The sequence below is a fragment of the Streptomyces sp. McG3 genome (assembly GCF_018619185.1).
Taxonomy (GTDB): Bacteria; Actinomycetota; Actinomycetes; order Streptomycetales; family Streptomycetaceae; genus Streptomyces.
Genome location: NZ_JAAXYC010000137.1, coordinates 1 through 20623, shown reverse-complemented (window position 1 = coordinate 20623; position 20623 = coordinate 1). Strand labels below are relative to the sequence as shown.

23 protein-coding genes are annotated in these 20623 nt (G+C 71.9%); 14 read left to right on the top strand and 9 right to left on the bottom strand.

Features of this window, described 5'->3' with window-relative positions; translation table 11 throughout:
• Positions 1-120: 120 nt before the first annotated feature.
• The gene (locus tag HET64_RS21720) at positions 121-906 is read right to left on the bottom strand and encodes a class I SAM-dependent methyltransferase (RefSeq protein ID WP_215108052.1); all 786 of its coding nucleotides are present in this window, start codon (positions 904-906) and stop codon (positions 121-123) included.
• 190 nt (positions 907-1096) lie between these two features.
• Here HET64_RS21720 and mshA point away from each other — a divergent pair, with 190 nt between their 5' ends.
• From mshA to HET64_RS21705, 3 genes are all read left to right on the top strand, one after another.
• Positions 1097-2449 (top strand): D-inositol-3-phosphate glycosyltransferase, encoded by a 1353-nt coding sequence (gene mshA, locus HET64_RS21715; RefSeq protein ID WP_215108050.1) that lies wholly within the window; start codon positions 1097-1099, stop codon positions 2447-2449.
• Positions 2450-2491: 42 nt separating this feature from the next.
• Positions 2492-3004: a YbjN domain-containing protein gene (locus HET64_RS21710; protein WP_215108048.1), complete on the top strand. Its 513-nt coding sequence runs from the start codon at positions 2492-2494 to the stop codon at positions 3002-3004.
• Between the two features lie 129 nt (positions 3005-3133).
• A complete protein-coding gene (locus HET64_RS21705) occupies positions 3134-4936 on the top strand; it encodes a glycoside hydrolase family 55 protein (protein WP_215108047.1) in 1803 nt (600 codons plus the stop codon).
• A 35-nt stretch (positions 4937-4971) separates the two neighbouring features.
• Here HET64_RS21705 and HET64_RS21700 read toward each other — a convergent pair whose 3' ends face one another.
• Complete coding sequence (locus HET64_RS21700; protein WP_215108045.1) at positions 4972-5979, bottom strand: phosphotransferase family protein; 1008 nt, start codon at positions 5977-5979, stop codon at positions 4972-4974.
• 336 nt (positions 5980-6315) lie between these two features.
• On the opposite strand from HET64_RS21700, the gene HET64_RS21695 reads away from it, so the two are divergent.
• Positions 6316-7125 (top strand): hypothetical protein, encoded by an 810-nt coding sequence (locus HET64_RS21695; protein ID WP_215108043.1) that lies wholly within the window; start codon positions 6316-6318, stop codon positions 7123-7125.
• A gap of 53 nt (positions 7126-7178) precedes the next feature.
• Here the strand turns inward: HET64_RS21695 and HET64_RS21690 are convergent, their stop codons facing one another.
• The 3 genes from HET64_RS21690 to HET64_RS21680 form a co-directional block, all read right to left on the bottom strand.
• Positions 7179-7421, bottom strand: coding sequence for a hypothetical protein (locus tag HET64_RS21690; RefSeq protein ID WP_018959818.1), 243 nt, complete (start codon positions 7419-7421; stop codon positions 7179-7181).
• On the bottom strand, positions 7418-7666 hold the full coding sequence (locus tag HET64_RS21685; protein ID WP_003968171.1) for a hypothetical protein: 249 nt from the start codon (positions 7664-7666) through the stop codon (positions 7418-7420). The genes HET64_RS21690 and HET64_RS21685 overlap by 4 nt, the downstream gene beginning before the upstream one ends.
• A 139-nt stretch (positions 7667-7805) precedes the next feature.
• On the bottom strand, positions 7806-8273 hold the full coding sequence (locus HET64_RS21680) for a hypothetical protein (RefSeq protein WP_251145660.1): 468 nt from the start codon (positions 8271-8273) through the stop codon (positions 7806-7808).
• A 98-nt stretch (positions 8274-8371) separates the two neighbouring features.
• On the opposite strand from HET64_RS21680, the gene HET64_RS21675 reads away from it, so the two are divergent.
• The 3 genes from HET64_RS21675 to HET64_RS21665 all read left to right on the top strand — a co-directional run bounded on the left by HET64_RS21675 (position 8372) and on the right by HET64_RS21665 (position 10446).
• Entirely contained in the window at positions 8372-8707 is a 336-nt protein-coding gene (locus HET64_RS21675; protein WP_215108041.1) for a hypothetical protein, read from the top strand.
• A 248-nt stretch (positions 8708-8955) separates the two neighbouring features.
• Positions 8956-9696: a class I SAM-dependent methyltransferase gene (locus HET64_RS21670; RefSeq protein WP_215108039.1), complete on the top strand. Its 741-nt coding sequence runs from the start codon at positions 8956-8958 to the stop codon at positions 9694-9696.
• A gap of 57 nt (positions 9697-9753) precedes the next feature.
• Positions 9754-10446: a hypothetical protein gene (locus HET64_RS21665; protein ID WP_308370266.1), complete on the top strand. Its 693-nt coding sequence runs from the start codon at positions 9754-9756 to the stop codon at positions 10444-10446.
• 73 nt (positions 10447-10519) lie between these two features.
• Here HET64_RS21665 and HET64_RS21660 read toward each other — a convergent pair whose 3' ends face one another.
• The gene (locus HET64_RS21660; protein WP_215108037.1) at positions 10520-11281 is read right to left on the bottom strand and encodes a phosphoglyceromutase; all 762 of its coding nucleotides are present in this window, start codon (positions 11279-11281) and stop codon (positions 10520-10522) included.
• A 206-nt stretch (positions 11282-11487) separates the two neighbouring features.
• On the opposite strand from HET64_RS21660, the gene HET64_RS21655 reads away from it, so the two are divergent.
• On the top strand, positions 11488-12816 hold the full coding sequence (locus HET64_RS21655) for an MFS transporter (protein ID WP_215108056.1): 1329 nt from the start codon (positions 11488-11490) through the stop codon (positions 12814-12816).
• A gap of 79 nt (positions 12817-12895) precedes the next feature.
• Here the strand turns inward: HET64_RS21655 and HET64_RS21650 are convergent, their stop codons facing one another.
• Both HET64_RS21650 and phoU read right to left on the bottom strand, forming a co-directional pair.
• The gene (locus tag HET64_RS21650; RefSeq protein ID WP_215108036.1) at positions 12896-13045 is read right to left on the bottom strand and encodes a hypothetical protein; all 150 of its coding nucleotides are present in this window, start codon (positions 13043-13045) and stop codon (positions 12896-12898) included.
• Between the two features lie 281 nt (positions 13046-13326).
• A complete protein-coding gene (gene phoU / locus HET64_RS21645) occupies positions 13327-14004 on the bottom strand; it encodes a phosphate signaling complex protein PhoU (RefSeq protein WP_215108035.1) in 678 nt (225 codons plus the stop codon).
• A 199-nt stretch (positions 14005-14203) separates the two neighbouring features.
• Between phoU and HET64_RS21640 the strand changes: the two genes are divergently transcribed.
• Both HET64_RS21640 and HET64_RS21635 read left to right on the top strand, forming a co-directional pair.
• Positions 14204-15466, top strand: a complete 1263-nt coding sequence (locus HET64_RS21640) for a cell wall metabolism sensor histidine kinase WalK (RefSeq protein ID WP_215108033.1) — start codon at positions 14204-14206, stop codon at positions 15464-15466.
• Positions 15463-16143 carry a response regulator transcription factor gene (locus HET64_RS21635; protein WP_003968183.1) on the top strand — a complete coding sequence of 227 codons (681 nt, stop codon included), beginning with the start codon at positions 15463-15465 and terminating at the stop codon, positions 16141-16143. The genes HET64_RS21640 and HET64_RS21635 overlap by 4 nt, the downstream gene beginning before the upstream one ends.
• Before the next feature lie 118 nt (positions 16144-16261).
• Here the strand turns inward: HET64_RS21635 and HET64_RS21630 are convergent, their stop codons facing one another.
• Positions 16262-16981: a DUF461 domain-containing protein gene (locus HET64_RS21630; protein ID WP_215108031.1), complete on the bottom strand. Its 720-nt coding sequence runs from the start codon at positions 16979-16981 to the stop codon at positions 16262-16264.
• Positions 16982-17735: 754 nt separating this feature from the next.
• Here HET64_RS21630 and HET64_RS21625 point away from each other — a divergent pair.
• From HET64_RS21625 to HET64_RS21610, 4 genes are all read left to right on the top strand, one after another.
• Positions 17736-18218, top strand: coding sequence for a CarD family transcriptional regulator (locus tag HET64_RS21625; protein WP_003953493.1), 483 nt, complete (start codon positions 17736-17738; stop codon positions 18216-18218).
• Positions 18219-18593: 375 nt separating this feature from the next.
• The gene (gene ispD, locus HET64_RS21620) at positions 18594-19361 is read left to right on the top strand and encodes a 2-C-methyl-D-erythritol 4-phosphate cytidylyltransferase (protein WP_215108029.1); all 768 of its coding nucleotides are present in this window, start codon (positions 18594-18596) and stop codon (positions 19359-19361) included.
• Entirely contained in the window at positions 19351-19866 is a 516-nt protein-coding gene (ispF, locus tag HET64_RS21615) for a 2-C-methyl-D-erythritol 2,4-cyclodiphosphate synthase (RefSeq protein ID WP_215108027.1), read from the top strand. Before ispD ends, ispF begins: the two co-directional genes overlap by 11 nt.
• Before the next feature lie 85 nt (positions 19867-19951).
• A complete protein-coding gene (locus HET64_RS21610; RefSeq protein ID WP_374105568.1) occupies positions 19952-20593 on the top strand; it encodes a GNAT family N-acetyltransferase in 642 nt (213 codons plus the stop codon).
• Positions 20594-20623 lie beyond the last annotated feature (30 nt).

Sequence of the window (20623 nt, the reverse complement as noted above, 5' to 3'; positions counted from 1 at the left end):
TCCCAGTGGGGGGGAGACGGCGCGCCCCGCCGCGACCTGCGCCGTCTCCCCCCCACTGGGACGAACGGTGCCCCTGCGGCGTTCCCGGAGCGGAGGATCTCTGCCCTTCCGGGCAAGGCCTCAGTGACTGTCGGGCCGCAGCGCGTCCCACCGCACGGTGATCTCGCCCTGCCGCCACCGCCGCACCCCGTCCGTCACCGGCCAGTCGGCCGACACCGCCCGCACCGCGGCGATCCAGCGCTGCCGCGCGCCGAGCGAGGCGTACGGGGAGGCCGTCGCCCAGGCCCGGTCGAAGTCCCGCAGGAACGTGTGGACCGGTTCGCCCGGCACGTTGCGGTGGATCAGCGCCTTCGGCAGGCGTTCCGCGAGGTCCGAGGGCCGCTCCAGCGAGCCGAGCCGGGTCGCGAAGGTGACCGTGCGCGGCCCCTCGGGCCCCAGCGCCACCCAGACGTGCCGGCGCCCGATCTCGTCGCAGGTCCCCTCCACCAGGAGCCCGTCCGGGGCGAGGCGGGAGCGCAGCCGCCCCCAGACCTCGGCGACCTGGTCCTCGTCGTACTGGCGCAGCACGTTCGCCGCCCGGATGAGCAGCGGCCGGACGTCCAGCGGGACCTCGAAGCCGCCGTGCACGAAGGTGAGGCCCTCGCGGGCGTACGGCTGCGCGGCGGCGACCCGCTCCGGGTCGATCTCGATGCCCGCCACCACGGTGCGCGGCTCGGCGGTGCGCAGCCGGTCCAGCAGCTCGACCGCGGTCCAGGGGGCCGCCCCGTAACCGAGGTCGACGGCCACCGGCGTCCCGGCGCGGCGCAGGGCGGGGCCGTGTGCGTCGGCGATCCAGCGGTCCATGCGGCGCAGCCGGTTCGGGTTGGTGGTCCCGCGGGTGGCGGTGCCGATGGGGCGCTGGCGCATGGGTCGAGCGTATGCGACAGGACGGGGCGCGGTGGCTGCCCGGACGCCCCGCCGTCGCCGCGCGACGCGCCGCCCGGCAGCGTAATGATTTGGCAAAGTGGAAATGAAAGGCGGGATTCCACTGTTCTCGCCCTTCGGAGGACCCCCGTGCCCTCCGGTCAGCATGCCCCGATCGAGGAGGACCGACGAGGTGAGCCAGTACGTCTCCCGGCTCGGCTCCACCCGCACGGCCGCGCGCCTCAGGTTTCCCGGAGGCTTCTCCGGGGCCTCCCGCAAGCCCCGGCGCATCGCGATGCTCTCCGTGCACACGTCCCCGCTCCACCAGCCCGGCACGGGCGACGCGGGCGGGATGAACGTCTACATCGTCGAACTGGCCAAGCGCCTCGCCGCGATCAACATCGAGGTCGAGATATTCACCCGGGCCACCACCGGCTCGCTGCCCCCCGCGGTCGAGCTGGCGCCCGGCGTCCTGGTCCGGCACGTCGACGCCGGTCCGTACGAGGGTCTCGCCAAGGAGGAGCTGCCCGCCCAGCTCTGCGCCTTCACGCACGGCGTGATGCAGGCCTGGGCCGGTCAGCGCCCCGGCTACTACGACCTCGTGCACTCCCACTACTGGCTCTCCGGCCAGGTCGGCTGGCTCGCCGCCCAGCGCTGGGGCGTCCCGCTCGTGCACGCCATGCACACCATGGCCAAGGTCAAGAACGCCGCGCTCGCCGAGGGGGACACCCCCGAGCCGGCCGCCCGGGTCATCGGCGAGACCCAGATCGTGAACGCCTCCGACCGGCTGATCGCCAACACCGCCGAGGAGGCCGACGAGCTCGTCCGCTTCTACGACGCGGACCCGGCCGCGGTCGCCGTCGTGCACCCGGGCGTCAACCTGGACCGCTTCCGCCCTGCCGACGGCCGCGCCGCCGCGCGGGCCCGGCTCGGGCTGCCGCAGGACGCGCTGATCCCGCTCTTCGCGGGCCGCATCCAGCCGCTCAAGGCCCCGGACGTGCTGCTGCGCGCCGTGGCGGTGCTCCTGGACCGGGACCCGTCCCTGCGGTCCCGCATCGTCGTGCCGGTGGTCGGCGGCCCGAGCGGCAGCGGACTCGCCAAGCCCGAGGGGCTCCAGAAGCTGGCCGCCCGCCTCGGCATCGCCGACGTCGTGCGGTTCCATCCGCCGGTCGGCCAGGACCGGCTCGCCGACTGGTTCCGCGCCGCGTCGGTGCTGGTCATGCCGTCCTACAGCGAGTCCTTCGGGCTGGTCGCCATCGAGGCGCAGGCGACCGGCACCCCGGTGGTCGCCGCGGCCGTGGGCGGCCTGCCGGTGGCGGTGCGCGACGGGGTCGGCGGCTTCCTGGTCCAAGGGCACGAGCCGGAGGCGTACGCCCGCGCGCTCGGGCGCTTCGCGGACGCGCCGGAGCTGGTCGAGCGGATGGGGGCGGCCGCCGCGGCGCACGCCCAGTCCTTCGGCTGGGACACGGCCGCCTCGGCGACCGCCGACGTGTACACGGCCGCGCTCTGCGACCACCGCCGCCGGGCCCGGGCGCACCACGGCTGAGCCCGTCCCGTGCGTCCCGGCGCCCTGTCGTAGGCTCGCGGCATGGCTGACGTACCGGACGAGACCGCAGCGGCCCAGGTCATCGAGGCGACGCTGAAAGATGCCGGGCTCGCATGGGAGAGCCCGGGGCGCGGCAACTACGTCGTGACGCTGCCCGGCACCCGCAAGCTGTCGACGACCTGTTCGCTGATCGTCGGCAGGCACTCCCTCTCCCTCAACGCGTTCGTCGTCCGGCACCCCGACGAGAACGACGCCGAGGTGCACCGCTGGCTGCTGGAGCGCAACCTCCGGCTGTTCGGGGTGAGTTACGCGATCGACTCGCTCGGCGACGTCTACCTGGCCGGCAAGCTGCCGCTGTCGGTGGTCACCCCCGAGGAGCTGGACCGGCTGTTCGGCGTGGTGCTCGAAGCGGCGGACGGGGCGTTCAACACCCTCCTGGAGCTCGGTTTCGCGAGCTCGATCCGCAAGGAGTACGCGTGGCGGGTGGCACGCGGCGAGTCCACCCGGAACCTGGACGCGTTCAGCCATCTGATCCAGCGTCCGTCCGGCAGCTGACGGACGCACCCCCTCACCTTCGCCTCCTCCGGTCGGCGCACGGGTCTTTCCCTGCGACGCCGAGCCGTGCCATGCTCACCGCCAACGCAGACATGAACGTCATTCACATACATGAAAGGCGGTCGGGGTATGGCGACGCACCGGGGGAGCGGGCGGAGGAACGTCGGACGACGCGCGGTGCTGGGCGGCGCCGTGGCCGTGGCGGCGGGCGCGGTGGCCGGCGGCGCCACCACCGCATGGGCCGGGCCGGTCCCGGCCGGAGCGTCACCCGCCGGGCCCACCGCCACGAGCGCCGGGACGGCCCCAGGCGCCGGGACGGCCGGGGCATCGGCGGCCAAGCCGGTCCGTGACGCCGCCCTCTGGCGGGAGTTCACCGCCACGCCCCTCGCCCACCCCCAGATCCCCTTCGTCGGCCGCGCCGGCTACCGCGCGGGATCGGCCCTCCCGCGCCGCCCCTCCAGGGGCGAACGCCCCCGCGGCTTCCACACCGACGTCGTACGCGACCACGGGGCCCGCCCCGACGGCTCGGCCGACGCCGCGCCCGCGATCAACCGCGCCATCGCCGCCGCCGGGGAGCGCGGCGGCGGCACGGTGACCATCCCGGCGGGGACGTACCGCGTCGACGACGTCATCCGCATCGGCCACAGCGACGTCGTGGTGCGCGGCGCGGGCAGCGGCGCGACGAAGCTGTACGCGACCCGCAGCCTCACCGAGCTGATCGGCGTCTACGGCAGCCGCTACGGCGGCGACAAGTCCAGCTGGTCCTGGGCCGGCGGGCTCATCTGGCTCTGCCCCGAGGACCGCTGGGCCTCGCTGACCGACGCGATCCGCGCCCGGGAATGGCCCTTCGAGGGCTGGACCGGCAACCGCCGCGACGCCTGGCGCACCCTCGCCACCCCGGCCCCCGCCCGCCGGGGCGACCGCACGGTCACCGTCCCCGACGCCCGGAATCTGCGACCCGGGCAGCTCGTCCTCCTCCGCCTCTCCGACGACCCCGGCCACACGCTGCTCCAGCACATGGCGGGCGACGGCGAGGGCGCGCGGGCGTACGCCTGGGCCGACAAGACCAAGCTGACCTCGTACGTCCCCTACGAATGGCCGGTCCGCATCACCGGCGTACGGGGCCGCCGGATCACCCTGGAACGCCCGCTCCCGCTCGACCTGCGCCCCGCGTGGGACCCCCGGCTGACCACGCTCGCCACCCCGCTCAGCGGGTGCGGCGTCGAGGGCCTCACCCTGGAGGCGGCCGAGAAGCCGCAGGCCCCGCACCTGCTCGACCAGGGGTACAACGGCGTCGCGTTCCAGTGCGCGTACGACTGCTGGGCCGACGATGTCACCGTCCGGCACGTCGACAACGGCTTCGGCCTGATCAGCGCGTCCGCCTGCACCCTGCGCCGCACGAAGGTGGAGGGGCGTGGCCCGCACCACCCGTACTACTGCCGCGAGGGCTCGCACGACAACCTGATCGAGGACTTCGCCGTCGTCGCGCGCACCACCCCCGCGCCCCCCGGCACCCAGCTCCACGGCATCAACGTCGAAGGGCTGTCCAGCTACAACGTCTGGTCGCGCGGCCGGATGGAGATGGGCACGTTCGACTCGCACCGGGGGATGCCGTTCGCCTGCGTCCGTACCGACATCACGGTGAACAACAACGGCGTCCACGGCGGCGACGCGAGCGCCGGCCCCCTGTTCGGGGCGCGCTTCACGCACTGGAACATCCGGGTCGTCAACGAGCGGGCCGGGCTGATGAGGATCGACGGCCTCGCCCCGTACAGCGCGACCGTGGGCATCAGCGAGGTGCGGGAGTTCGGCCAGATCGACGTTCCCGACTTCACGGGCGACCTGCGCACCCGCCTGGAGGCGTACGGGAGCCCGGAGTCGGTCCGGCCGGCCAACCTGTACGAGGCGCAGCGGGGCGTGCGCCTGCGCTGAGGTCTGTCGGACGCCGCCGCCACGGGAGTGCCGCGTCAGCCCGCGATGCCACGGACGGCGTCCAGCGCGTCGACGAGGTGAGGCGCGACCAACTCCCAGGTCTCCTCGACGGCTTCGGGTCCGACCGCGCGGGGCACGGTCTCGACCAGCATGATCAGGTAGAGGTAGCTCCGGTACAGCGCGTAGCGGGTCCGCAGCGAGTCCGTGAACTCCACCGCCCCGCCTGCGGACCGCGCGTACCCGTCGAGGAAGTCCCGGTCCCGCTCGATGTCCCCGAAGAGCGCGAGGGAGACGAAGTCGGCCACCGGGTCGCCCCAGAACATCCGCTCCCCGTCGATGACCCCGCCGATGGTGCGCGCGCCGGGGTCCCCTGTGACCAGCAGGTTTCCCGGCCACAGGTCGAAGTGGACGAGGGCGGGCCGGGTGACGTCGTCCAGCACGTGGGCCGCGCCCGCCAGCACCGTACGGATGTGGCCGACGGGGTACGGCAGCCGGGCGCGGTAGGTCTCGGCGTCGGCGAGCACGGCCTCGGTCATCGCGGTGAACGCGGCACGCCAGGTGGGGGCGAGCGGCCCGAACGGCTCGGCGGGATAGCCGAACCCGGCGGGGCCGGTCACGGTGTGCAACCGGCCCACGACGCGGCCGAGTTCGGCGCGCAGCCGGGGTTCGTCGTCGGCGCCCGGTGCCCCGCTGACCTCGTGCCAGGGGCGGCCGGGGCGGGCGGTCATGACCAGGTACGCGCCGGTCGGCGAGGCCGGGTCCGGTTCGCTGTGGACGACGCGGGGGACAGCGGGGCCGCCTGCCCGCGCGGCGGCGGTGCAGAACGCGACCTCGTTGACGAGGAGGTCACGTTCGTACCGCAGGGCGGCGGTGTGCGGCGGGGGCGTCTTGACCACCCAGTCGCGGCCGTCGGTGAGCGTGACGCGGGTGACGGTGTTGTACGTGCCGCCGGTGAGGGTGGCGCGCGAGGCGATGTCGCGTTCGCCGACCCCGAGGGCGTCGAGGACGCGGGCGAGCGGCGGGACGGGCACGTGGCCGGACATACGGGGTGACGCCCTTTCGTATGGCGGGAGCGGGGATGCGCGACAGGGATGCGCGACAGGGATGCGCGACGGGGATGCGCGACGGGGATACACGACAGGGATGCGCGACAGGGATACCGGGCGGGTAGTACAGCGGGGTTGTACGACGGCACCACACAGTGCGTTCACAGGATGATCACAGCAGAATCACGATCACCGGAGGGTGCCGCTGGACCGGTCATCGCTCACAGGTTCGATCGTAAGGTGTGGATCACTGCGACGGCCCGTCCCGGAGTCGAAGTGCCGTACGGGGACAGGGCGGTTGCTTCCGAACCGGAGATTGCAGGAAGTAGAACCATGCCCGCCACTGCCGTACGCCGTACCGCCCTCGCCGCCTCCGCGGCCGCCCTCGCCCTGCTGGCCACCGCCTGCGGCGGCACGTCGGACGCCGACAAGAAGGACGGGACGGACGACAAGGGCGCTGCGAGCGGCAGCAGTTCGGCCCCGAAGACCCCGGCCAAGGCGCTCACCGCCGCCGAGCTGGAGAAGGCCACCCTCGCCCAGGGCGACGTGCGGGGCCGCAAGGTCACCAAGGCCGGCCCGGCCGACGAGGTCCCGGCGGACGGCGTCACGGTCGACAAGGAAGGCTGTCTGCCGGTCGCCCACGCCATGTTCGGCGTGGCGCAGAAGGGTTCGGTGGCCACCACGAAGCGCAAGGTCATCGACGAGCCGAAGACCGACGGCAAGAAGAAGTCGCTGGAGGACATGGCGGACGGCGAGGCCGGGGAGGCGTTCAAGGACGCCTTCAACCTGACGTCCACCTTCGTGGCCCTGCACTCGTACGAGGGGACGGCGGGCCCGGACGCGTTCGCCGCGCTGAAGAAGGCCGCCGCGGACTGTGCGGGCGGCTTCACCGCCACGGTCGCGGGCACGCCGACGAAGGTGGCCTCGATCACCGAGGAGAAGGTCACCGGCGGCGACGAGGCCATGGCCTGGACGGTCACCTCCGAGGACGAGGGCGACACCGCTCCGTTCAAGCTGGTGGCGCTGCGGAAGGAGGCCACCGTGGCGACGTTCTTCGCCTTCAACCTGGCGGCGGCGAGCGGCGACGTGACGTTCGAGGTGCCGGTGGAGGTCGTGGCGGCGCAGGACAAGAAGCTCGCCTGACGTACGGACACGCCGCGCCGCGCCCCTGCCCTTCCCGCCCGCCCCTCGGGTGGTCAGGGCAGGGGAACGAGGCGCACGACGGTGACGGTCAGGACGGACCGGGAGACGTAGTAGAGGACGATGGCCCCGGAGACGGTCGCCTCACGCCGGTCCCGTTCGCTCTTGACGGCGGAGGACGCGTGGCCGTACGGCTCCTCACCGAGGGTGCGGGCCATCTCGTCCCGGAAGGCCTCGCCGCCGCGCATCTTGGCCAGGGTGTCGTCGGCGGGCGGTGCGTAGGAGATACGGAAGCTCAAGCGACGCTCCGCCTCTCGGCCTCGTCCTGCGCCAGCCGGTCCAGGATCTTCTCGGCCTCGGGATCGGGGACGGCCTCCAGCATCCAGTGCCGCATGACGGCCTGGATCTCGTGCACCCCGGCCTCGTTGATCGCGAGATCGAACTCCTCGCGTCTCTCGTCGGGCAGGGCGGCCCGGATGTCCGGGATGCTGTTGGGCACCTCGACCTCGGCACCGCCGACGAAGGTCTTCAGAGACTCACCCATGATCGCTCTCCTCGATCTCCTTGCCCTGGAAGCACACGGACGGCATGGGCCCACCGTAGTGCGTACGAGGGGCACTTCGGCCGGTCCGAGGGGGTCACGGATCGGGCACGGACCGGTCCGGCCGTGGACGGGGAACGACTCAGCCCGCGCCGACGCCCGCGCTGTCCGACGACACCGTCGCAGAGACCGCCCCAGGGGCCGCCGCGGGGTCCGCCGCCGGTTCCCGACCGAGCCGCTCCGCGACCCGGTCGCGGAGGATCGCGTACTCCTCCCGGAGCCGACGCCACTCGCCGACGGGCGGCCTGACGATGACGTCACCGCCGACGACGGTCTCCTCCGGCCCGAACTGCTCCCGGGTCAGGTCGATCTCGACGCCCGGGCCCAGACGGTTCCACCAGTGGAAGTCGGTGCGCACCCCGTCGACATGGACCTCGCCCCGGATCAGCTCCCCGCCGATCAGGTCGTTGAGCACCATGGCGGTCACCCCGCACTGGTCCCGCGCCGGATTGTCCGGAGTCCAGCGGTCCCGGTACTCCGGGGTGCAGGTCTCGGCGCTCCAACTGCTGCGGAGGGCCTGTTCGATGTCGGAGAGCAGGTAGGTCGCCATGACGACCATGGTGGCAGGGGGCACTGACAGCGCTTCCCCGCCGGACGGCGATCCCGTACGGTCCGATCCCCATCGGGGAGAACACCGAGGGGGAGTGGGTGGGGGCTGTGTCCGGGATGGTGCCGCCGGTCCGGCGCGTGGTGCCCGCTATCAGGTCGTTCGTCGTCGAACTGCTGGGCGAGACCGTCCTGGAGATGCTGCTGACGGTGGTCGGCCTCTGCGTCGTTGCCGCACTGGCCGCCGCGTTCATCTGGAGCCGGCAGCGCAGCCCGGTGCTGGCCGGGGGTGTCGGGGGAGCTGTCGTCCTGTTCCTCGGCTACGGGGCGTGGGAGTCGCTGCGGACCGCTCGCCCGGGTCGGAACCGCAGGCCGGCCGGGGTGGCATCGTTGACGTTCTTCGTGGCGGTGGTGATCGGCTTCTGCGCCTGGCAGTGAGGGCACCGCAGGCCGCGCGTATCAGCGGTCGGTCGCGGCGGCTGCGGAGCTATCGGCGTCGCTCGCTGCGGCGGCCGTACGGAGCTTTCGGCGTCGCTCGACCTGGTGACCGCAGAGGTGCGCCCGCTCGCATGGTCCCACTCGCTCCCGGCCCGGCCCGGGGCGGCAGCCGCGCACCGGTGGCGAGGGAGCCGGCCGCCATCAATTGCTTCGACAGAGCCCCGGGCCTCCCGGCAGAGTGGTCGCCCGTGACGAGCAGCGAACTGTGGAGCCGAGAGACCGCCGACCGCTACGACGACGAGGAGGCCGAGAACTCCTCGGCCGCCCTCGAACCGACCCTCGCCTTCCTCGCCGAACTCGCCGGAGGCGGCCGCGCCCTGGAGTTCGCCATCGGGACCGGGCGCGTGGGTGTGCCGCTCCAGGAGCGCGGCGTGCCGGTGGCGGGCATCGAACTGTCCGAACCCATGGCGGCGGTACTCCGCCGCAAGGCCGACGCGAACACCCTCCCGGTGACCATCGGGGACATGGCCACCACGGTCGTCCCCGGCGAGTTCACCCTGGTCTACCTCGTCTACAACACCATCTCGAACCTGCTCACCCAGGACGAGCAGGTCGAGTGCTTCCGCAACGCGGCCCGCCACCTCGCACCCGGCGGCCGATTCGTCATCGAACTGGGCGTTCCGCCCCTGCGGTTCCTGCCACCGGGCCAGGTCGCGGTGCCGTTCGACGTGTCCGACCGCCATCTCGGCTTCGACACCTTCGACCTGGTCGAGCAGATCCTCGTCTCGCACCACTTCACCCGCGACGGCGACGACGGCCGCTACCGCCGGGCCGACTCCCGGCACCGCTACGCCTGGCCGGCGGAGCTCGACCTGATGGCCCGCATCGCCGGGCTGGAGCTGGAACAACGGGTGGCGGACTGGCACGGAGCGCCGTTCACCGATGACGCGGACCGGCACATCTCGGTCTGGCGCAAGCCGGTGACCTGAGACAGCGGGGCCGGGGCCTCTCGTCTAGCATGATGCGATTCAGACCTGGGGGGTCTTGTGCGAAAGATTTCGACCGCCGGAACAGCGGTCCTGGCGTCCTTGGTCATGGGCGTCGCCCTGACCGGTTGCGCGGGCGGGGGCACATCGGAGGAACCCTCCGCCAATCAGCTGCTCGACGACGCGAACGCCGCGATGAGCGATCTGAGGTCGGTGACCATCGAGACGGCCACCAAGGTGACCGGGGGCGAGGACCGGTCCAGCCACCTGGTGACCGACCTCAAGGCCACCTGCGCGTACAGGACGACCACGGCCTCCGGCGCCCGGCTCGACCAGATCCGGATCGACGGGGCCGACTACATCCGCCCCAATCGGACCCATATGGAGGAGTCGGGCCGGAAGGTCGCGGGCAAGGGCGAGCAGAGGCTGTGGATCAAGGAGCTTTCCAGCGAGTCGAAGCCGGGCGGCGAACTTTCCGACTGCACGCACGAGTTCACCTCGTTCGGCAAAGCCACCAAGGGCGGGTCCTCCGAGATCGACGGAGTGCCTGCGGTCGTGCTGAAGGTGCCCGACAAGGAGAACAAGGGCGAGTTCGGCTTCCACGTGGCCACCGAGGGCAAGCCGTACATCCTCGAAGTCGTCTACAAGGACGCCACGTGGCACAACACGACGTCATTCAGCGCCTTCGACGAGCCGTTGGACGTCCGTCCCCCGGCCAAGGGCGACGTCGTGGACGCGAGCGGCATCGGCTGACCGCCGGCACGAACGAGCCCCCTGCTCGCGGACGAACCGCGAGCAGGGGGCTCGGTGAGCCGGGGGGAGAGGGCTACTTCTTCTTGCCCTGGTTCTTCACGGCCTCGATGGCGGCCTTCGCCGCGTCCGGGTCCAGGTACGTGCCGCCCGGCTTCAGCGGCTTGAAGTCGGCGTCGAGCTCGTAGGAGAGCGGGATGCCGGTCGGGATGTTGAGGCCCGAGATCTCCTCGTCCGAGATGCCGTCCAGGTGCTTCACCAGACCGCGGAGGCTGTTGCCGTGGGCGGCGACCAGGACCGTGCGGCCGGTGAGGAGGTCCGGGACGATGTTGTCGAACCAGTACGGGAGCATGCGGACGACGACGTCCTTCAGGCACTCCGTGTCCGGGCGCACCTCCGGGGGGAGGGTCGCGTAGCGCGGGTCGTCGAACTGGCTGTACTCGTCGTCGCGGGCCAGCGGCGGCGGCGGGGTGTCGTACGAGCGGCGCCACAGCATGAACTGCTCCTCGCCGAACTCGGCGAGCGTCTGGGCCTTGTCCTTGCCCTGGAGCGCGCCGTAGTGGCGCTCGTTCAGGCGCCAGGAGCGGCGGACCGGGATCCAGAGGCGGTCGGCGGACTCCAGGGCCAGCTGGGCGGTCCGGATCGCGCGGCGCTGGAGGGAGGTGTGCAGGACGTCGGGGAGCAGACCGGCGTCCTTGAGCAGCTCACCGCCGCGGACTGCTTCCTTCTCGCCCTTTTCGGTGAGGTTGACGTCCACCCAACCGGTGAACAGGTTCTTCGCGTTCCATTCGCTCTCGCCGTGGCGGAGGAGGATCAGCTTGTACGGTGCGTCGGCCATGAGTCCGAGCGTAATCGAACCCGCGCGGGCTCCGCGCGTCCGCCCGTAACGCGGACAGGGCCCGGGCCGGGAGGGCCCGGCGGGCGGACGATTGACGGCGGGCGTCAATCCGGTGGCGGTCGGGGAGCCGGGCTTCGTAATGTCTGGGAGGTCGTCGGGGGTGTTACCCGAGGCCTCGTTCCGTACGTCCCGTGGGGGGAATCCTTATGTCCGTCGCCGGTCTGCGCACAGCCGCCCGGGAGACCGTCTCCGGGATGCCCCGCGAGTTCTGGTGGCTGTGGACCAGCACCCTGGTCAACCGCCTCGGGGCGTTCGTCGCCACCTTCATGGCCCTGTACCTGACCCTGGACCGGGGTTACTCGGCCTCGTACGCCGGGCTCGTCGCCGCCCTCCACGGGCTCGGCGGGGTCATCTCCTCGCTCGGCGCCGGCGTGATGACGGACCGGCTCGGGCGGCGGCCCACCATGCTGATCGCCCAGGTCTCCACCGCGGTGTCGGTGGCGGTGCTCGGGTTCATGGTGCACCCCTTCGCCATCGCCGCCGTGGCGTTCTTCGTCGGCATGGCGAGCAATGCCTCCCGCCCCGCCGTCCAGGCGATGATGGCGGACATCGTGCCCCCGAAGGACCGGGTCCGGGCCTTCTCGCTCAACTACTGGGCCATCAACCTGGGCTTCGCGATCTCCTCCGCCGGGGCCGGCTTCATCGCCGAGTACAGCTACCTCGCCGGTTTCATCGGCGAGGCCCTGATGACGCTCGTGTGCGCCGTGCTCGTCTTCATGAAGGTGCCGGAGTCGCGGCCCGAGGAAGCGGTCGTGAAGACCGTCGGCGGCAAGCGGCCCAAGGACGAGGTGCGGCTGACCACCGTTCTGCGTGACGGGCGCTTCATGGGAGTCGTGGGGCTGTCGTTCCTGGTGTCGCTGATCTTCCAGCAGGGGTACGTGGGGCTGCCGGTGGCGATGGGTACGGACGGGCTCTCCAGCTCCGACTTCGGTACCGCCATCGCCGTCAACGGTGTGCTGATCGTGGTCCTCCAGATCCCCGTCACCCGCTTCATCCAGCACCGTGACCCGCGCAGGCTGCTGATCATCTCCTCGCTGCTCGCCGGGTACGGCTTCGGGCTGACCGCCTTCGCCGGGTCGGTCGCCGCGTACGCCCTGACGGTGTGCGTCTGGACCCTCGCCGAGATCGTGAACGCGCCCACCCAGACGGGCCTGGTCGTTCAGTTGTCGCCCGCCAAGGGCCGGGGCCGCTACCAGGGCATGTACACGATGTCCTGGTCGGTGGCCGCGCTCGTCGCACCGCTGATGTCCGGCTTCGTGATCGACCACTACGGCGCCGCCTGGCTCTGGGCCGCCTGCGCCGTGATCGGCACCGTCGCCGGCCTCGGCTACTGGCTGCTGATGCGCAACCTGCCGCGCGAGGAGCACGCGGTGGCGGACGTCCTGCCCGAGCCCGCGCCCGTACCGGCCGAGGCCCGGCCGGACCTGGCCGAGCCGGAGGCCGCACCCGCCGCCGCGGTGGAGCGGGCGGGCTGATCCGGGCGACCGGTGACGCGCACGGTGCCCGCCCGGAACCGAAGCCGGGCGGGCACCGTGCGTTCGTACGCGGCGCGGGTCAGCCGGAGCAGCCGCCGCACTGGCACGGGGCACCGGACTGGCAGCCGCACCCACAGCCCGACCCGCAGCCGCAGGCGCCGAGCACCGCTCGGCGCACCACTTCGGTCGGGGTCTCCTGCTGGGGTTCGGTCGTGGGGGAATCGGCCATGGTTCCTCCTCAGGGCATACGGCTGGGCGGCGGACGCCGGTGCGCCGCCGCCGGGGACGTACGGCATGACCCACCGCTCACGGCCATGGCGTCGTCCGTCCCCGCCCCATTGCATGCCCATCCCCGCGGGCGCATCAACGGCGCACGCGGGCAGGAACATAAGTGCGACCCGCGTGCGCCGTCGATACTCCGCTACGACCGCGGCCGCCGGAGTCACCGGTGCTGCCGGAGTCATCCGGAGTTGCTGGAGCTGCCGGAGTCACCGGCGGCCGAGGCTGCCGTTACGCGCCCTCGACCGGGGCCGCCGCCTGGATCTCGTCCGCGTGCTCGCCCGTCACCAGATAGACGACGCGCTTGGCGACCGACACCGCGTGGTCGGCGAAGCGCTCGTAGTAGCGGCCCAGCAGCGTCACGTCGACGGCCGTCTCGATGCCGTGCTTCCAGCGGTCGTCCATCAGGTGCTGGAACAGCGTGCGGTGCAGCAGGTCCATCTCGTCGTCGTCCTGCTCCAGCTGGAGCGCCAGGTCGACGTCCTTGGTGATGATGACCTCGGCCGCCTTGGCCATCAGGCGCTGGGCGAGCTGGCCCATCTCCAGAATGGTGGCGTGCAGGTCGTTCGGGACCGCCGTCTGCGGAAAGCGCAGCCGGGCCAGCTTCGCCACGTGCTGGGCGAGGTCGCCCGAGCGCTCCAGGTCGGCGCTCATCCGCAGCGAGGTGACCACGATCCGCAGGTCGGTCGCCACGGGTTGCTGGCGGGCGAGGAGCGCGATGGCGCGGGCCTCCAGGTCGTGCTGGAGGTCGTCGACCTTCTGGTCGCCGGCGATCACGGTCTCCGCCAGCGCCAGGTCGGCGTCGAGCATGGACGTGGTCGCCCGTCCGATCGCCGAGCCGACCAGCCGGGCCATCTCGACCAGGCCTTCTCCGATCGAATCGAGTTCCTCGTGGTAAGCGTCGCGCATGGGAAGTCCCTCTCCAGTTCCAAACTGAGGCCGGGGTCTCGGACCGACCCCCACGGTTACACGGTGGGGCCGGAACGCGTCCGTATCCGTCCCCCTAAGTGAACCGGCCCCTACCCCTCGGTGAACTCTGGGCGACGAGTGTTCGAGATGGCACTCGGACGGCTGGGAGGGAGTCGTCGCACCCGCATAACCTTGAAGCATGGACGTGAACGCGGCGGTCGCCGCAGCTGCAGCGATCGCCGGGCTGTTGACCGGTGTGATCGCCATGCTGGCGTTCCGCTGGAGCGAACGCGACCTGAAACGGCCCACGCGTACGTCGCTGCGGCCGGACGGCAACGCGGCCCTGCCCCCCGGGGTGGACACCGTCCTGTCCGTTCTCAGCTCCTCCGCCGTCGTCCTCGACGAGAGCGACGGCGTGGTGAAGGCCAGCTCGGCGGCGTACGCCCTGGGCCTGGTCAGGGGTGGCCGGCTGGCCGTCGAACCCATGCTCAACATGGCCAGGGACACCCGGCGGGACGGCGAGATACGACAGGGCGAGCTGGACCTGCCCCGGCGCGGGACGGGAAGGGGGGACACCCTCGCGGTCTCCGCCCGGGTCGCCCCGCTGGGCTCGCGGCTGGTGCTGCTGCTGGTCGAGGACCTCACCGAGGCCCGCCGGATAGAAGCGGTACGGCGCGACTTCGTCGCCAACGTCAGCCACGAGCTGAAGACGCCGACCGGGGCGCTCTCCCTGCTCTCCGAAGCGGTGATGGACGCCTCCGACGACCCGGAGGCGGTGGAGCGGTTCGCCGGGCGGATGCAGATCGAGGCGACCCGGCTGACCAACCTCGTCCAGGAGCTCATCGACCTCTCCCGGGTGCAGAACGACGACCCGCTGGAGGACGCCGAGCCGGTCAAGGTGGAGACGCTGGTCGCCGAGGCGATCGACCGCTGCCGCCAGCAGGCCGGCTCCAAGCAGATCACCATGGCCTCCGCGGGGGCCGAGGGACTCACGGTCTGGGGCAACCGCGGCCAGCTCGTCGGCGCGCTCGGCAATCTCGTCGAGAACGCCGTCAACTACAGCCCCGCCCACACCCGCGTCGGCATCGCCGCACGCCGCATGGCCTCGCCGGGCGGGGAACTCATCGAGATAGCCGTCACCGACCAGGGGATCGGCATCTCCGAGAAGGACCGCGAGCGGGTCTTCGAGCGGTTCTACCGCGTCGACCCGGCCCGCTCACGGGCCACCGGTGGCACCGGTCTCGGCCTCGCCATCGTCAAACACGTGGCCGCCTCGCACGGCGGGGAGGTCACCGTCTGGAGCTCCGAGGGACAGGGCTCCACCTTCACCCTCCGGCTGCCCGAATCGGGCGCCGTGAGGGAGCGCACCACCGGCGGACCGCTTATCGTCAACGGCGACGACGAGGGGCCGTACGAGACCGACACCTTTGACCCCTTCCCTGCCCCGGAGGCTCTTCCGTGACCCGAGTGCTTGTCGTCGAGGATGAGGAATCCTTCAGCGACGCCCTGTCCTACATGCTGCGCAAGGAAGGTTTCGAGGTCGCCATCGCGGCGACCGGCCCCGACGGGCTGGACGAGTTCGAGCGCAACGGCGCCGACCTGGTCCTGCTCGACCTGATGCTGCCCGGCCTGCCCGGCACCGAGGTGTGCCGCCAGCTCCGCAGCCGCTCCAACGTTCCGGTGATCATGGTCACCGCCAAGGACAGCGAGATCGACAAGGTCGTCGGGCTGGAAATAGGAGCCGACGACTACGTCACCAAGCCGTTCTCCTCCCGGGAGCTCGTCGCCCGCATCCGCGCCGTCCTGCGCCGCCGCGGCGAGCCGGAGGAGGTCACGCCGGCCGCCCTGGAGGCGGGCCCCGTCCGGATGGACGTGGACCGGCACGTGGTCACGGTCTCCGGCGGCAAGGTCGACCTCCCGCTCAAGGAGTTCGACCTGCTGGAGATGCTCCTGCGCAACGCGGGCCGGGTCCTGACCCGGATGCAGCTCATCGACCGGGTCTGGGGCGCGGACTACGTCGGCGACACCAAGACCCTCGACGTCCACGTGAAGCGCCTGCGCGCCAAGATCGAGCCCGACCCGGGCGCCCCGCGCTACCTCGTCACCGTGCGGGGCCTCGGCTACAAGTTCGAGCCGTAAACCGAAGGACGCCGAGGGGGACACCGCCCGCGGTATGCCGAAGGGGCGCTTCCCGGCCGGGAAGCGCCCCTTCGGCGTGCTGTACGCCCGTGTCCGCGTTACGGGGCGGGGTTCCGCGTCAGTCGGCCGCGGGCACCGAGGCGGCGTCGCCCGTGCCCGCCTCGCCCTGCGCGCCGGTCTCGCCCTGGGCGCCCTCGGTGCCCGCGCCGTTCTCCGGGGTGCCGGGCGTCCCGCCCTCGGCAGCGCCGGGGGTCTCCCCGTCGCCGGACGCGCTGCCCGACGGCGTCGGCGTCGGGGTCGGCTTCGGCGCGGGCGCCTCCGCCTTCGGGCTGGGGCCGAAGTCCTTGAAGAAGCCCTCGGCCGGGAAGACGCTGGCACCGAGGCCGACGTCGCCGGTCCGGCTGAGCTTGAAGACGACCTGCTGGACATCTCCGTTGCGGGCCGCCTCGCCGCTGTTGTCGATCACGGCGGCGGCGTTGCCCTTGCCGCCGATCGTGACCTGGCCGCCGGCCGGGACCACGATGGGACCGTTGCCCTTGGCGGCCTGGAGCTTCACCTCGACGTCGCTGCCGGGCAGCGTGACCGACTCCAGCACCTCGCGCTCGGTGCCTGCGTTGAACAGCGTCGCGGCGACGACGGCGGGGCCGTCCTCGCCGCCCTCGGGCTGCGTGAGCACGTTCACGTTCTGGATCTTGATGTCGCCCACCGTGGTGGCCGGGTTGTCCGGCCTGACCTTGAGCGTCTCGGCGTTGTTGCCCGCCGCGCAGGCGGACAGCGAGACGATCGAGATCACGGTGGTGGCGGCGGCGAGGGCGCCGTGTCGAAGGCTGCGGCTCACGGCGGCGGCAACTCCTTGAACGAGTCGGACTGCGGACTTCGGACGTCAGTCGTCGAGCGGTGGTGTGTCGAGCGGTGGTGTAAAGCCGCCCTAAAAGTGTGTCAGCGGCATCAGGCTACCGAGCCGCCGCGCCCGCCCTGCACCCGACCCGCCCCTACGCGCCCCGGCTCTTCCCCCGGGGGCGGCGGGGGGCGTTCCCCGGAGGATGGCGAGGAGTGTTCTCCAGAGGTGGTGAGGGAGGGGCCGGCGGTACGTCCTCCGAAGGGGCCGGCGGTACGTCCTCCGAAGGGGCCGCGAGGTGTTCTACCGGTGGGTACGCCCTGTGCCGTTCACATAATCCGCGTGATCAATTCTTCTGCCCGCACCGTGGTGCCGTGGTGGTTTCTTCGCCATTCCCGGCTTCGCGACGGAAAGGGGCCGGGTGTCATGTGGCTTGATCAATTTCATTGCGGTCGGACAGTTACGCCCGTACGGGTGAGCGATCACCGAACGGAGTACGGAATGATGACCATCTCGAAACCGACAAAACGGGACTTTCGTCCTCTTCTGTAAGGCTTCGGGGTCGTGTGACGTGGATGTTTCGCTCCGGGCGCACAGTGGCTCCGACCTGCGAATACCGTCTTCCGGAAGCCTTCCGCAGCACGTTCGTGTCGCTGTTGTCAAGCCCCGAGATATGCCCTGACCTGCGAAAACGCCATTCAGGAGATGCGGTTCTCGTGTTACTCTGGATAGCCACGGAAGGGGTACCTGTCACATGACGTTCAAGGTTGGCGACACCGTGGTCTATCCCCATCACGGGGCCGCGCTGATCGAGGCTATCGAAACTCGCCAGATCAAAGGCGTGGACAAGACCTACTTGGTGCTCAAGGTCGCCCAGGGCGACTTGACGGTTCGTGTGCCGGCGGACAATGCGGAGTTCGTGGGCGTGCGCGACGTGGTCGGGCAGGACGGGCTGGACCGGGTCTTCGAGGTGCTGCGCGCACCGTATGCCGAAGAGCCGACGAACTGGTCCCGGCGCTACAAGGCAAATCTCGAAAAGCTCGCCTCCGGCGATGTCATCAAGGTCGCAGAAGTAGTGCGTGACCTGTGGCGTCGGGAGCGCGAGCGCGGTCTCTCCGCCGGAGAGAAGCGCATGCTCGCCAAGGCCCGCCAGATCCTGGTGAGCGAGCTCGCTCTCGCGGAGAACACCAACGAGGACAAGGCCGAGGCTCTGCTGGACGAGGTCCTCGCGTCCTGAAAACTGGATTACTCCGGCTCGTGCTGCCGGAGCGCACCGGTTGTATGAAGTTGTATGAATGTGCCGCGGTGCCCGCTGACCAGCCGTTTTCACGCTGTGTCGTCGGGCGCTGCGGCATGTTCGGACCCGCATCCGGTGCCCGACTGCCGGTAGCCCCGTGCCCGCGGTGTGATCCGCGTATGCGGCGGCCGTCGGTGAAGGACGGCCCCCGTGCTGGTGAGCACCCGACGCGACCCGTGCTCGACCGGGTGTCACGGAAGGGGCCCGGTGCGAGCCCAGGGCGTCACGCCCGGCTCGCTGGGCCCCTACCCATGTCGGTCGTGGAAACAAACCTGCCGAACCTTCGGACCTTCTCGGACCTTCGGAGTGCAACCGATGTCATCGACGCCACCCCCGACCGACCGGCCGCGCCCTCCCCGTACCGCCGCGGTGATCCCCGCTGCCGGCCGGGGCGTGCGGCTCGGGCCGGGCGCGCCCAAGGCCCTTCGGGTGCTCGGCGGGACGCCCATGCTGATCCACGCCATTCGCGCCATGGCCGCGTCCCGGGCCGTCTCCCTCGTCGTGGTCGTCGCCCCGCCGGACGGCGCGCCCGAGGTGAAGCACCTCCTCGACGAGCACGCGCTGCCCGAGCGCACCGACTATCTGGTGGTGCCGGGCGGTGAGACCCGCCAGGAGTCGGTCCGCCTGGGTCTCGACGCGCTGCCCGAGGACGTCTCCGTCGTCCTGGTCCACGACGCCGCCCGCCCCCTGGTGCCGGTCGACACGGTCGACGCCGTCGCCTCGGCCGTACGGGACGGAGCGCCCGCCGTCGTGCCCGCGCTGCCCCTCGCGGACACCGTCAAGGAGGTGGAGCCCGCCCAGGCGCCCGGGGAGCCGGAGCCGGTGCTCGCCACTCCCGTACGGGCCAGGCTGCGCGCGGTGCAGACGCCGCAGGGCTTCGACCGGGAGACGCTGGTGCGGGCGCACGCAGAGGTCGCGGTCGACGGCGAGGGCGCCACGGACGACGCGGGCATGGTGGAACGGCTCGGCGCGCCCGTGGTCGTCGTCCCCGGCCACGAGGAGGCGTTCAAGGTGACCCGGCCGCTCGATCTGGTGCTGGCCGAGGCGGTACTCGCCCGCAGGAGGGCCAACGATGGTTTCTGAGAACCCCGGAGCGGGCGCCCCCGTCCCCGTCGTCCCGCTCGTCGGCATCGGCACCGACATCCACGCCTTCGAGGAGGGCCGCGAGCTGTGGTGCGCGGGCCTGAAGTGGGAGGGCGAGGGGCCCGGTCTGGCCGGTCACTCGGACGCCGACGTCGTCGCGCACGCCGCCTGCAACGCGCTCTTCTCCGCCGCCGGCCTCGGCGACCTCGGGCAGCACTTCGGCACCGGCCGCCCCGAGTGGTCCGGGGCCGCGGGCGTCACGCTGCTCACCGAGGCCGCCCGGATCGTCCGTGCCGGCGGCTTCGAGATCGGGAACGTCGCCGTCCAGGTCGTCGGCGCCCGCCCGAAGATCGGCAAGCGGCGCGAGGAGGCGCAGAAGGTGCTGTCCGACGCCGTGGGCGCCCCGGTATCGCTCTCCGCCGCCACCTCCGACGGGCTCGGCTTCACCGGCCGCGGCGAGGGCATCGCCGGCATCGCGACCGCCCTGGTCTACCGGACCGCCTGACGCCCCGGCGGCACCGGCCCCGCTCCTCCTGCACATCACTTGCACGTACGCTGAAGAGGCAAGCGATGTGCAGGAGGAGGCGGAAGTGGTACCGGTGACCAGCGCGACCACGGTGACGGCGGGGACGGTGGCCGACGGGGCCCGCGGGGACGCCGGATACGTCCTGCGCACCGCCACCGCCGACGACCTCGGCGGAGCGCGGGCCGTGATGCTCGACACCGTCTACCGCGACCTGAAGTCCGGCTACGTCCCCCGCTGGCACGCCGACATCATCGACCCCCGGGCCGCGTATCTGCGCCCGGAGCGCTGCACCCTGCTCGTCGTCGAGCACCGCGGCGGGATCGTCGCCACCGGGGCCGTGCGCGACCGGGGGCCGCAGGCGCCGCCCAACCCCCCGTGGGTCGCCGAGCGCTTCCCCTCCGGGACCACCGCGCAGCTCTGCCGGATCTATGTGCGCCCCGAGCACCGCAGGCACGGACTGGCCCGGCAACTGGTGCGCGAGCTGGCGGAGTTCGCCGCCCGGGCCGGGGGTTACGAGGCGCTGTACCTGCACACCGACCCCGCCGTGCCGGGCGCCGAGCCCTTCTGGCGTTCGCTGGCCCGCGAGGTGTGCGACGAGCGGACGCTGCCCGGGGGCGGGCAGGGGATCGTCCACTTCGAGCTGCCGATGCCCGGGGCCGTCCCCGTTTCCGCCGGCGGTTCCGCCCGGACCACCCCCGCCCATTAGATGACAATCGTTTTCATATAAGGTCGTCGC